Source organism: Roseinatronobacter sp., assembly GCF_051859525.1.
Lineage (GTDB): Bacteria > Pseudomonadota > Alphaproteobacteria > Rhodobacterales > Rhodobacteraceae > Roseinatronobacter.
This window is the reverse complement of record NZ_JBHYFM010000028.1, coordinates 1-12120: the sequence shown is the minus strand read 5'-3', so window position 1 is coordinate 12120 and position 12120 is coordinate 1. Positions and strand designations below refer to the sequence as shown.

The 12120-nt window shown below is 58.5% G+C and carries 15 protein-coding genes; 12 read left to right on the top strand and 3 right to left on the bottom strand.

All coding sequences use genetic code 11. The features are described from left to right. The first annotated feature begins 19 nt into the window (after positions 1 to 19). The 9 genes from ACTIE1_RS14840 to ACTIE1_RS14800 are packed head-to-tail and all read left to right on the top strand — an operon-like array spanning position 20 to position 8561. Positions 20 to 1024, top strand: coding sequence for an NAD-dependent epimerase/dehydratase family protein (locus tag ACTIE1_RS14840; protein ID WP_439560499.1), 1005 nt, complete (start codon positions 20 to 22; stop codon positions 1022 to 1024). Positions 1025 to 1031: 7 nt separating this feature from the next. Continuing rightward, positions 1032 to 2315, top strand: a complete 1284-nt coding sequence (gene tviB, locus ACTIE1_RS14835) for a Vi polysaccharide biosynthesis UDP-N-acetylglucosamine C-6 dehydrogenase TviB (protein ID WP_439560498.1) — start codon at positions 1032 to 1034, stop codon at positions 2313 to 2315. Between the two features lie 13 nt (positions 2316 to 2328). Continuing rightward, a complete protein-coding gene (locus ACTIE1_RS14830; RefSeq protein WP_439563463.1) occupies positions 2329 to 3267 on the top strand; it encodes a Gfo/Idh/MocA family protein in 939 nt (312 codons plus the stop codon). Further along, on the top strand, positions 3267 to 3854 hold the full coding sequence (locus tag ACTIE1_RS14825; RefSeq protein WP_439560496.1) for an acyltransferase: 588 nt from the start codon (positions 3267 to 3269) through the stop codon (positions 3852 to 3854). Before ACTIE1_RS14830 ends, ACTIE1_RS14825 begins: the two co-directional genes overlap by 1 nt. Then, positions 3851 to 4087: a DegT/DnrJ/EryC1/StrS family aminotransferase gene (locus ACTIE1_RS14820; RefSeq protein WP_439560495.1), complete on the top strand. Its 237-nt coding sequence runs from the start codon at positions 3851 to 3853 to the stop codon at positions 4085 to 4087. Before ACTIE1_RS14825 ends, ACTIE1_RS14820 begins: the two co-directional genes overlap by 4 nt. Continuing rightward, positions 4065 to 4946, top strand: coding sequence for a DegT/DnrJ/EryC1/StrS family aminotransferase (locus ACTIE1_RS14815; protein ID WP_439560494.1), 882 nt, complete (start codon positions 4065 to 4067; stop codon positions 4944 to 4946). Before ACTIE1_RS14820 ends, ACTIE1_RS14815 begins: the two co-directional genes overlap by 23 nt. Positions 4947 to 4953: 7 nt before the next feature. Next, entirely contained in the window at positions 4954 to 6315 is a 1362-nt protein-coding gene (locus ACTIE1_RS14810) for a lipopolysaccharide biosynthesis protein (protein WP_439560493.1), read from the top strand. 12 nt (positions 6316 to 6327) lie between these two features. Beyond that, entirely contained in the window at positions 6328 to 7443 is a 1116-nt protein-coding gene (locus tag ACTIE1_RS14805) for a hypothetical protein (protein ID WP_439560492.1), read from the top strand. Beyond that, the gene (locus ACTIE1_RS14800; protein ID WP_439560491.1) at positions 7440 to 8561 is read left to right on the top strand and encodes a glycosyltransferase family 4 protein; all 1122 of its coding nucleotides are present in this window, start codon (positions 7440 to 7442) and stop codon (positions 8559 to 8561) included. The genes ACTIE1_RS14805 and ACTIE1_RS14800 overlap by 4 nt, the downstream gene beginning before the upstream one ends. On the opposite strand, the gene ACTIE1_RS14795 is transcribed toward ACTIE1_RS14800, so the two are convergent. Genes ACTIE1_RS14795 through ACTIE1_RS14785 form a run of 3 tightly spaced genes read right to left on the bottom strand, consistent with a single transcriptional unit; the run spans position 8558 to position 10310 of the window. After that, a complete protein-coding gene (locus ACTIE1_RS14795) occupies positions 8558 to 8944 on the bottom strand; it encodes a hypothetical protein (protein WP_439560490.1) in 387 nt (128 codons plus the stop codon). The two genes, ACTIE1_RS14800 and ACTIE1_RS14795, sit on opposite strands and share 4 nt — an antisense overlap. Continuing rightward, entirely contained in the window at positions 8941 to 10050 is a 1110-nt protein-coding gene (locus ACTIE1_RS14790) for a hypothetical protein (RefSeq protein WP_439560489.1), read from the bottom strand. The genes ACTIE1_RS14795 and ACTIE1_RS14790 overlap by 4 nt, the downstream gene beginning before the upstream one ends. Further along, positions 10047 to 10310, bottom strand: a complete 264-nt coding sequence (locus tag ACTIE1_RS14785; protein WP_439560488.1) for a spike base protein, RCAP_Rcc01079 family — start codon at positions 10308 to 10310, stop codon at positions 10047 to 10049. The genes ACTIE1_RS14790 and ACTIE1_RS14785 overlap by 4 nt, the downstream gene beginning before the upstream one ends. Before the next feature lie 121 nt (positions 10311 to 10431). Between ACTIE1_RS14785 and ACTIE1_RS14780 the strand changes: the two genes are divergently transcribed. The 3 genes from ACTIE1_RS14780 to ACTIE1_RS14770 all read left to right on the top strand — a co-directional run. Next, entirely contained in the window at positions 10432 to 11025 is a 594-nt protein-coding gene (locus tag ACTIE1_RS14780; protein WP_439560487.1) for a sugar transferase, read from the top strand. Continuing rightward, positions 11022 to 11669 (top strand): acetyltransferase, encoded by a 648-nt coding sequence (locus ACTIE1_RS14775; protein WP_439560486.1) that lies wholly within the window; start codon positions 11022 to 11024, stop codon positions 11667 to 11669. The genes ACTIE1_RS14780 and ACTIE1_RS14775 overlap by 4 nt, the downstream gene beginning before the upstream one ends. A gap of 3 nt (positions 11670 to 11672) precedes the next feature. Beyond that, positions 11673 to 12120, top strand: a 448-nt coding sequence (locus ACTIE1_RS14770; RefSeq protein ID WP_439563462.1) for an aminotransferase class I/II-fold pyridoxal phosphate-dependent enzyme, incomplete at its 3' end; no start/stop codon positions are given.

Here is a 12120-nt window from a genome sequence, read left to right as displayed (position 1 = left end):
TTTCAGAAGGGCCCGTGATTTGAGAACGGCATTCATTACTGGCACGGCCGGATTCATCGGGTTTCATCTTGCAGAATTACTGCTGCAAGAAGGGTGGGCCGTCCACGGCTTCGACGGGGTGACAGATTACTACGATGTCACCCTGAAGGAGCGCCGGTTGGAGGTCCTTGGCCAGCATGCGCAGTTCACCTTCACGCGCGCAATGCTTGAGGACAGTGACACACTGCGTCGGGCGGCCTGCGCCGCGCAGCCGGAGGTGATTGTGCATCTGGCCGCGCAGGCCGGTGTGCGCTACAGCCTGCAAAACCCGCGCGCCTATATCGATGCCAATATTGTCGGCACCTTCAATGTCATGGAAGCCGCGCGCGCAGTTCAGGTGCGCCACCTGCTGATGGCGTCGACCAGTTCGGTATATGGTGCGAATACCGATATGCCCTTTGGTGAAACGCAAAAGGCCGACACCCCCCTGACCATCTATGCCGCCACAAAAAAGGCGAATGAGGCGATGGGCCATTCTTATGCCCATATCTATGGCCTGCCGACCACAATGTTCCGGTTCTTCACTGTTTACGGGGCGTGGGGGCGGCCGGATATGGCGCTGTTCAAGTTTACCAAGGGTATTTTGGAAGGCACGCCCATCGACATCTATAACAACGGCGAGATGTGGCGGGATTTTACCTATGTCACGGACCTTGTGCGCGGCATTCGCCTGTTGATCGACGCGGTGCCCGGTGGTCAGGATACGGCCGTCGAAGGCGACAGCCTGTCACCGGCAGCACCGTTCCGCATTGTAAATATTGGAAATTCCGACAAGATTCGCCTGCTGGATTTTATTGAAGCGATTGAAGAGGAACTGGGGCAAAAAGCCATCCGGAATTACATGCCGATGCAAATCGGGGATGTGCCGGCAACATGGGCCGATGCCTCGGTGTTGAAGAATTTAACAGGATACCGCCCGCAAACACCGTTCCGCACAGGGGTGGCGCGCTTCGTGCGGTGGTATCGCGAGTATTATAGTACATGAGGCTGGAATGTTTGATCAGAAAATTGATGATGCGCGACTGGCCGTCATTGGGCTGGGCTATGTTGGTTTGCCGCTTGCGGTGGAATTTGGCAAAAAAACACCTGTCATGGGGTTCGATATCAACACCGCGCGCATCAGCACATTGCGTTGCGGCCATGATACAACACTTGAAGTGGGCGATGATGACCTTCGCGCGGCCCGATACCTGAATTTCACCCATGATGTCCGTGATCTGGCTGAGTGCAATGTGTATATCGCAACGGTTCCGACCCCGATTGATGCGCATAAACGTCCGGACCTGACGCCACTGATCAAGGCATCGGAAACGATTGGCAAGGTGCTTAAACGTGGCGATGTGGTCATCTATGAATCCACAGTCTACCCCGGTGCGACCGAAGAGGATTGCGTTCCGGTGCTGGAGCGCGTTTCGGGGCTGCGTTTCAACATCGATTTTTTCGCAGGCTACAGCCCTGAAAGGATCAACCCCGGTGACAGGCAGCACCGGCTGCCGACAATCACCAAGGTGACCTCCGGCTCTACTCCGGCGGTTGCCGAGTATGTTGACGCGCTTTATGCCTCGATCATCACGGCGGGGACGCATAAGGCACCGTCAATCCGCGTGGCAGAGGCCGCAAAGGTGATCGAGAACACCCAGCGCGACCTGAATATCGCATTGATCAACGAACTGGCCGTGATTTTCAACAAGCTGGGGCTTGATACAGAAGCGGTTCTGACGGCCGCAGGGACGAAATGGAACTTCCTGCCGTTTCGTCCCGGTCTGGTGGGCGGGCATTGCATAGGGGTTGACCCCTATTACCTGACCCACAAGGCCGAAGCGACCGGCTATCACCCGCAGATCATCCTTGCAGGGCGGCGCCTGAATGACGGGATGGGGGCCTATGTGGCGGGGCAGCTTGTCAAGGAAATGTTGCGAAAATGCATTCAGGTGCATGGTGCGCGGGTGCTGGTGATGGGGCTGGCCTTCAAGGAGAACTGCCCCGACCTGCGCAATACCCGTGTCGTTGATGTGGTGGCCGAATTATGTGATTTCGGGGTCGAGGTTGACATATTCGACCCTTGGGTTGATCCCGCCGAGGCGCGCCACGAATACGGGCGGTCCCTGATCACCGCGCCCGACGCAGGTGCATATGATGCAATCGTTCTTGCTGTGGCGCATGACCAGTTCCGCCAGATGTCCGCCGCCGAATTGCGCAGCTTCGGCAAGGATGCGCATGTGCTGTATGACCTGAAATACCTTTTGCCGGCAGACGCCAGCGATATTCGACTTTGACAAGGGGATTTCCATGAAACGATTTGCCTTGATCGGGGCGGCCGGCTATATCGCACCCCGTCATATGACGGCCATCCGCGATACGGGAAACGACCTTATTGCGGCCCTTGACCCCAGTGATTCAGTGGGCATCATCGACAGCCATTTTCCGGAAGCAAAGTTCTTTACCGAGTTCGAGCGCTTCGACCGGCATATCGACAAGCTGCGCCGCGCCGGAACGGGTGTGGACTATCTGTCGATCGCATCGCCAAACTACCTGCATGACAGCCATATGCGGTTTGCCCTGCGGTCCGGGGCCGATGCCATTTGCGAAAAACCATTGGTGCTGAACCCCTGGAATATTGATGGTCTGGGCGAAATAGAAAAGGATACCGGCCGGAAAATCCACACCATTTTGCAACTGCGCCTGCATCCGGTCATCATTGCATTGCGTGAAAAGGTGGCGGCACGTCATGACGCAAAATTCGATGTCGACCTGACCTATGTCACCTCGCGCGGGAACTGGTATCTGCAAAGCTGGAAAGGGGAGGAGCACAAGTCAGGTGGGATCGCCACGAATATCGGGGTGCATTTCTATGACATGCTGCACTTTGTGTTCGGGGCTGTGCAGCACAATATCGTCCATCTTTCCACGCCCACGAAGGCGGCGGGGTATCTGGAATATGAACACGCCCGCGTGCGCTGGTTCCTGTCGATCGATGTGAATGATGTGCCTGCACAACGGCGCACTGAGGGCCAGCGCACCTACCGCTCGATCACGGTTGACGGCGGGGAAATCGAGTTTTCGGGCGGGTTCACGGATTTGCACACGCGTTCCTACAGCGAAATTCTGGCGGGCCGCGGGTTCGGGTTGGACGAGAACCGCACCGCCATCCAGACAGTGGCGGATATTCGTCGCGCCGCAATCTCGACCACCGGCGAACGGCATCCTTTTGTTACAGGGGCACAATGATGGACATATCGCTACACCCAAGTGCCATTGTCGATGACGGCGCGCAAATCGGCGAGGGGAGCCGTGTGTGGCATTTCGCACATGTCTGTGCCGGTGCCCGAATTGGCTGTGGCGTGTCCTTGGGACAGAATGTTTTTGTGGGAAACAGGGTCACCATCGGGGACCGCTGCAAGATCCAGAATAATGTGTCCGTGTATGACGGGGTAACGCTTGAAGCGGGGGTGTTCTGTGGCCCTTCGGTGGTTTTCACCAATGTGCATAACCCCCGCGCGCTGATTGAACGCAAGACCGAATACAAGGATACACTTGTAAAGCATGGCGCGTCGCTTGGGGCGAACTGTACCATCATTTGCGGGGTCACCATTGGTGAATACGCCTTCGTTGGTGCAGGGGCGGTTGTCACCAGGGATGTTGCCCCATTTGCCTTAATGGTCGGAACGCCTGCGCGCCAGACCGGCTGGATGAGTGCTTTTGGCGAACGGCTGGACCTGCCGCTTTCGGGCAAGGCTGAATGCGTGTGTCCGCATACCGGTGACAGCTATGTGTTGCGCGATGGCCGCGTTTTGCGCAGTGCGGCGCCCGCATGATCCCCTTCATTGACCTTGCGGCGCAACAAGACCGCATTCGCCCGCAGATCGAGGCGGGGATCGCGCGTGTGCTGGCGCATGGGCAATATATTCTGGGGCCGGAAGTGTCCGAACTGGAAGAACGGCTTGTTGCCTATACAGGGGCCGCGCATTGCATCACTTGCGCCAATGGCACTGATGCGCTGCAAATCGCGCTGATGGCCTTGGGCCTTGGGCGTCGGACCGGGGGATGAGGTCATCACGCCGGGTTTCAGCTATATCGCCACTGCCGAAGTGGCGGCGCTTCTGGGGGCAAGGGTGGTTTATGTCGATATCGACCCGATAAGCTGCAATCTGGACCCCGACCTGCTTGAGGCCGCGATTACCCCGCGCACCAAGGCGATCATTCCGGTGTCGCTGTATGGGCAGCCTGCTGATTTTGACGCGATCAATGCGGTGGCTGGACAATACGGTATTCCGGTTATCGATGATGGCGCGCAAAGTTTCGGCGCGTGCTACAAGGGCCGTAAATCCTGCAACCTGACGACCATCGCCTGCACCAGCTTTTTCCCCTCCAAGCCCTTGGGGTGTTATGGCGATGGCGGGGCGATCTTCACCTCGGACCCCGCGCTTGCCATGGCGCTGCGCCAGATTGCGCGCCACGGGCAGGACCGCCGCTATCATCATGTCCGCGTGGGGGTGAATTCGCGGCTGGATACGCTGCAGGCGGCAATCCTGCTGCCGAAACTGGGGATACTGGACGACGAGATCATGGCCCGCCAGCGTGTCGCCGATGCCTATGGCACAGCGCTACGAGGGGTCGGGATCGACCCGCCGCAGATCGCCGCACACAGCCAGAGCGCGTGGGCGCAATACACCATCCGCGTGCAAGATCGCGTGGCAGTTCAGGCCGCGCTGAGGGATGCGGGCATCCCGACTGCGGTGCATTACCCCCTGCCGCTGAACCGCCAGCCCGCTGTGGCCGACCCCGCCGCCCATCTGCCCCACGGCGACCGCGCCGCGGATGAGGTGATGAGCCTGCCGATGCATCCGTATCTGACTGATGCATGTATCGGCACTGTTGTCGCGGCGCTGAAGCAAAGCGCCGGTTGAACGGGCCATGAGCATAAAGGACAGGATCGGGGCGCTGCGCCGCAGCAGTTTCGTGCGTTCGGCTGGTGTTCTGGTGGGGGGAACCGCCGCTGCGCAAGCCCTGACCATTCTGGCGCTGCCTGTCCTGACGCGGTTGTATTCACCCGAAGAATTCAGCATTCTTGCTGTCTATATTGCCCTGCTGACGATGATTTCGGTCATTGCCTGCCTGCGACTGGAAATCGCCATTCCCCTGCCGCAGGATGATGCCGAGGCCGCCAATCTGCTGGCGCTGGCGCTTGGGCTGGCCTTGGGATCGGCGCTGCTGGTCGGTGTTTGTGTATTCGCCTTCGGTGGCTGGTTTTTCGGGGCGCTTGGCCAGCCGCACCTGCGCCCGTATGGCTGGCTTTTGCCGTTCGGGGTGTGGCTGGCGGGCAGTTACGCGGCGCTGCAGTTCTGGAGCACGCGCAAGAAGCGATTCCCCACGATCGCGCGCACAAGGATGATGCAGGCCGGCAGCGGGCTGGGCGCGCAGCTTGGGCTGGGCTGGACAGGCGCGGGGCCGGTCGGGCTGCTTCTGGGGCATGCATTGATGGCGGGGGCAGGAGGCGTAAACCTTGCGCGGCAGGCATGGCGCAGCGACCGCCCCGCGCTGCGCGGCATCTCTCGCGCGGGAATGGCGCAAGCCCTGCGGCAGTATCGCCGCTTTCCGCAATATTCGACCTGGGAAGCGCTGGCAGATAATGCTTCAGTACAAATCCCGATGGTATTGATTGCGGTGCTCTTGGTCGGGCCAGAGGCGGGATTTATTTTGCTGGCGACGCGCGCGATGGGAGCGCCTGTAACGCTCCTAGGAAAGACAATAGCACAAGTATACTTGTCGCGCGCACCGGAAGAAATGCGCGCCGGCCGGCTGCCGGAATTCACGACAGATGTGCTCAAGGGGCTGGCGCGGGTCGCGGTTGCGCCGCTGGTCTTCATCGCCGTCATAGCCCCCCCGGCCTTCGCGCTGGTCTTCGGCGAGGAGTGGCGGCGCGCGGGCGAGCTGGTGATGTGGATGACGCCGTGGTTTATTTTGAAGCTGCTTTGCTGGCCGGTGTCAATGGTCATGCACGTCAAGATGATGCAGCGGACGATGTTGGGGTTAATGCTTTTTGGCCTTGTGTTGCGCGTTGGCGCAACGTTTGCGGCATACTCGATTGCACAGATATACATCGCTGAAAGCTACGCTATATCGGGATTTTTGTTTTATTTAGTGTCACTTTCCCTTTTTCTGTCAAGGGCTGGAATAAATATAGCTGATTCCATTTCGATTCTTAGAGTCGTTTTCGTTGCAATTTTTGCGGCAGCGGCGATAGCAACTACGATTCGGTGGGTCTTTTTGTCTTGAGGGTGGCGCGTTTTGTTAAATATAGTTAAGATTCTGTATTTTATATCTATTTCGACATCATCAATATACTTATTTCAAAGTGGGTTGCCGCAGCCAGCAGACTTTGTGATGTCGTCGGCAATACTTTTTGGATTCTTTTATGCATTAATCCATCGTGGGGATATGGGGCTTGGGTCTATCCCAAATAGTTTATTTTTTTTGAGTATATGGGTTGCTTTGGTTGGCATTGTTTGGGCAATTGTTTTTTCAAGCGGTCTGTTTTTAATGGAGCCAATTTTCTGGGTATATAATGTCCTTGTTTCTTCAATGACGTTGTTTATTTTACGAGATGGAAAAAATGGTCAGGGGTTGATTTCACAAGCCATAATCATTGCACTTACCCTGTCTGCACTAGGCGCGACACTAGCGCTACGTGATCCTATGGGTAGGAATGCAGGTTTCTTCAATAATCCAAATCAGCTTGCATACTTTTCTATTTGCGCGACAGCGTGTTTGATGGTGTTGAACGATTTTCGTATGTCGGCTACAAAAATTATAGTCGGATACGTTCTCGGCGGTGTGGGGTTGATGTCCTCAGCGTCACTCGGGGCGATGGCAGCGGCAACTAGCCTTGTTTTAGCGCTGATTGTCGCGAACGCTCGTAGCTTTGTTGGGTTTGTTTCTCTGCCACTTGGTGTGGTCGTAATAATCTTCGCACTTGTGAACTTTGATAACTATTTCGACAGCGCAATTACCAATACTTTAGAATCAAGAATTGAGCGTGCAGCGACAAAGGTTGACGATCTGTATACAGAAAGAAACTATCAAAGGATTTTTTACTTTCCAGAGTATAATTTTCTAGGGGCAGGGTCTGCTCTTCATGAGGAGCGTTTTTTTCCCCATGGTAGGCACGAGATTCACTCATCATTTGGGGCGTTGCTATTTAACTATGGTATTATAGGGTTGTTGCTATTCATGGCATACCTTTTTTCTGTTGTTAGAAGGGCAAATATAGCAATGCTTCTCACAGCTTCTGCGCCACTTATATATTCACTCACTCATATGGGCTTGAGATTTACAATGTTCTGGGTTCTGCTTGCCATCATATTGCATAAATCTAGGGCCTTGTCTGCTCTGGATAAACCATGACCTTCCTCATCCTCGCCTCGTCCTCCCGCTCGCTGTGCAATTTCCGCGGGCCGCTGATCGAAGCGATCCTTGCGCGCGGGCATAAGGTTCATGCCTGCGCACCGGGTTTGCCGGCCGACCGGCCGACCCGCGACTGGCTGGAGGGGCGTGGCGTCATCTGTCATGATGCGCCATTCGCGCGGACCGGTCTGAATCCGGTCAGTGACCTTCGCGCGCTGGTGCATCTGACACACCTGATGCGGCGTGTGCGTCCTGATGTGTATCTGGGCTACACGATCAAGCCGGTGATCTGGGGGGGGCTGGCCGCCCGCCTTGCCCGCGTGCCCCACCGTGTGGCGTTGATCACGGGCCTTGGTTATGCCTTCACCGGACAGGCCAGCGGCAAGCGCGCGGTCATCCGGCAGATTGCGCGCAGGCTATACAAGCTGGCGCTGCGGGGGGCGCACAGGATCGCGTTCCAGAACCATGACGACCCCGCTGACATGGCCCGTCATGGCATATTGCCGCGCAATGTGCCGGTCCAGGTTGTGAACGGTTCGGGCATTGATCTGGCTGCGTTCCCGCATCGCGATATGCCGGACGGGCCGATACAGTTCTTGCTGATCGCGCGGTTGCTGGGCGACAAGGGGCTGCGTGAATATGCTGCCGCGGCGGCTGCGCTGGTCCGCAAATGGCCCGGCGCGGGGTTCCATCTGGTCGGCGGGCTGGACCCGAACCCTGATGGCATTTCACGCGACGAGGTCGAAGAATGGGTGTCGGCGGGCCATATCATCTGGCATGGCCCGCTGGAGGATGTGCGCGCAGCGCTGGCCGCGTGCCATGTCTATGTGTTGCCCAGCTACCGCGAAGGCACACCCCGCACTGTGCTGGAGGCCATGGCCACGGGCCGCGCCATCATTACCACCGATGCGCCGGGCTGTCGCGAAACCGTGACTGACGGGCAAAACGGCTTTTTGGTGCCGGTTCGTGACAGCGCCGCGTTGACACGCGCCATGGAGCGGTTTCTTGCGTCGCCGGATCTGGTGTCACGGATGGGGGCGGCGTCGCATGTCGTGGCGGCGCAGAAATACGACGTGCACAAGGTAAATGCAGCCATGCTCGACGCGTTGCAGCTTTAGTCGGGGGGCTGGATGTCGTTGTCGATGCTTGTCAGGCCAAGCCGGTCCAGCATGCCGCGCCCCGATGCCCCCAAGATGACAAGGATCGAACCGGCCTGTGGCAAGGTCGCGGTGTTTGCGGCCTTCTGTATCTTCAGGGCGGCTTGTGCGCGTGTCGCGGCATCCATGTCAACGGCCCAATCCGGCGGGGCCAGCGGTGCCGGAAGTCGCGACAGCCAGGTGTCGCTGGCGCGGAATGCTGCGACCGCATAGCTGCCGGTGTCGTGTGAAAACCCGAGCGCGTCGAATGTGTGTCCATCCTCGGGGCCATTCCCGAGCGCGGACATCAAGGCGTTTGCGTCCGCCCGAAGGGGGGCAGGTGTGCAGATCAGGATTTGCGTCATAGGGAAACCCCTGCTGATGTTGCAAGATATTGAAGTGTCGGCCCTTCATGGGGCGGCGGAAGCCCACCTTGAAGGATCACGATTGCACTTAATCCGGCCTCGCAGGCCGCGACCCCGTCCGCGCGTGCGCCAAGGGCCATATCATTCAGTACCGCGGCCTTGCCCTGTGTCGCCACAGCCGGTCCTTGTGTGGCGTTGTAGCGAAGCGCTGCGCTGTCGTTTGTGATATGATACCTGCCGACATGAGGGGTGTTCAGCAAGACCCCATACCCGTCCCCGTCAAGCGTGTCGTTGGCGAATGACGCAACCCACCTGCCAGAGGCGCTGGCCCACAGGTCGGTGTTGCTGGTGCTGCGGTTCATGATCCGGCCGGATGTGCCAATCACGCCCGCATAGGCCATCAGGATGCCGTCCAATGCCGGGAAGCCCAGATCGAAACGCAGGCAATCGTCGATCCCGTCGAAATGCAGCCGGTGCGCGTGCCCGAGCAGGTCGTAAACGGGTCTGCGTGTTGTAACGGGTTGGGTCGCATGGTTTCCCGCCAGCGTTCTGATTGCATAAACGCGGAACCGCGCTGCCAATGGGAAACTGGGCAGGTTGATCCGCAGGGTGCCCGAAGGGCAGCGCAAAATGCGGCGCGTCCTGCCGTGGCCGGGTCCGGCGCTTGTCAGCACGCTGCTTCCGTCCCGCAGCACAATTCCCGCGCCGCCGCCTTCTTGAAATACCTCGATGTCAATCTCGACCGACCGGTCTACAGGGACAGCAAAATGAACCTCGCCGCCGCCAGACTGCGTCCGCGCGATCTCGTAATAATCCTGCGGGGCCGAATATGCGGCGTATTCGGTCGCGCCGGCAAACTGCGCCTGTGCGGGGCTGCCAATATTGGGGCCACGCACCAACCCGCGGCTTTTGTCCAGAACCAGCCCGACTGTCTGGCCGGGGGCTGTGACCGGACTGGCGCCCGCCGCGTCCTGAAACAATGTGCCCGCGTCGGACGGATCATACCACGCGCCCTGCGCGCCATTGCGAAACAGCCAGCCCGGATGCCAGCCATGCCGTGCGCGGTGCGGCGCGGATGTGATGGACAGATCAGGGACAAGTTTCATGCCAGCACCAGCGCGTGGATTCCGCTGGCCGTTGTGCCCGTTGCGCGCACACGGCGCACACCTATGGGCAGGATCGCGAAGTCGGCCACGATCAGGCTGCGTGTTTCGCCCCTGACTGTATCAACACTGATTTCCCCGCCGGTTTCCACATACAGCGCAAGGGCGATATGGGGCAGGTCGGTTGCGTCATCGGGGGTGACCGGCAGGGCATCGGTGGCGGGGCCGGACAGCGATCCGGTGCGGTTGGCAAAGGGGTTCATGGGCGCTCCTGTAGGGTTTGCCAGCGCTGCAAGGCGCGGCGGATTGAACATGCGGTCACTATCGCGCATTCGGGTAAAGACCGCCTGACACGAGCGTGCGCCGCGTCAAGAGAGGATTTTAATGAAACGATTGATGGACATTCTGGGTGCCGGATTCGGCCTGATTTTGCTGTCGCCGGTCCTGATCGTGGTCGCTGTTCTGATCCGGCGTCAGATGGGAGCGCCGGTTTTCTTTTGCCAGACCCGTCCGGGTCTGCACGGCAAACCTTTCACGATGATCAAGTTTCGCAGCATGCGCGATGCCGTCGATGCGCAGGGCCGCGCGTTGCCCGATGCCGAACGTCTGACACGGCTGGGGCGGTTCCTGCGATCATCTTCGCTGGATGAGTTGCCGGAAGTGTGGAACGTGCTGAAAGGCGACATGAGTCTTGTGGGGCCACGGCCATTGTTGATGGAATACCTGCCGCTCTATTCCCCCGAACAGGCCCGCCGCCACGAGGTCCGACCCGGTGTGACCGGCTGGGCGCAAGTCAACGGGCGCAATGCGATTTCGTGGGATCAGAAATTCGCGCTGGATGTCTGGTATGTGGACAATCGCAACCTGTGGCTGGATCTGAAGATCATCTGGCTGACGATCCGCAAGGTGGTCACGAGAGAGGGGATTTCTGCTGCGGGTGATGCGACGATGCCCAGATTTACCGGAGAAAAGAGATGAAATTATACGGTGTATATGGTGCTAGCGGGTTCGGGCGCGAAATAATGCCGCTTTTGCGTCATCAGGTTCAGGCCGTTTCAGACGCGCAATGCGTCTTTGTGGATGATGCAGCCGCAGATGACATTGTTAATGGTCACAGATGTATGACCTTCGCGGAGTTCTTGAGGGATCCGGCGGAAGACCGCGCTGTGACACTGGCTATCGCAGACGGCCGGATCAGGCGTAAACTGGCTGAAGAATGCCAGAAGGCAGGCGTTGGATTTATCGATGTCAGGGCTTCAAATAGTATTGAGCTGGACGCGCTGAGTGTAGGTGAGGGGTTGGTGTTGTGCGGCTTCACAACCATCACATCGAACGCAACAATCGGGCGCCATTTTCACGCCAATATTTATTCCTACGTAGCGCATGACTGCGTCATCGGCGATTTCGTGACCTTCGCACCCGGTGTACGTTGCAATGGCAATGTCCGTATAGAAGACGGGGCCTATATCGGGACGGGCGCGGTTCTTCGCCAAGGCACGCCTGACACGCCGTTGGTTATAGGCGCTGGCGCTATTGTCGGCATGGGCGCGGTTGTCACGCGTGACGTGCCTGCGGGGGCGACTGTTGTGGGCAACCCCGCCAAACCATTGATCAAAGGATAATTTATGCGCATCTACCTGTCCCGCCCCCACATGTCCGGCCATGAACAGGCCTGTGTGGCGGACGCGTTCGCGTCGAATTTCGTGGCACCGCTGGGTCCGCAGCTTGACGCCTTCGAGGAGGCGGTCGCCGCATATCTGGGCGGGGGCGTGTATTGCGTTGGCCTGTCATCCGGATCGGCCGCGCTGCATCTGGCGTTGCGCATTGCAGGGGTGGGGCAGGGCGATGAGGTCTGGATTTCGTCCATGACCTTCGCGGGGGGTATTTTCCCGGTGAATTATCTGGGGGCCGTGCCGCGTTTCTTCGATCTTGACCCTGCAAGCTGGACCGTGGACACGGATTTGCTGGCCGCAGAACTGGCGAAGGCGTCACGCGAAAACCGTCTGCCCAAGGCGATTGTGCCGACCGACCTGTATGGCCAGTCCGCTGATCTGGACAGGCTGGAAACCCTGG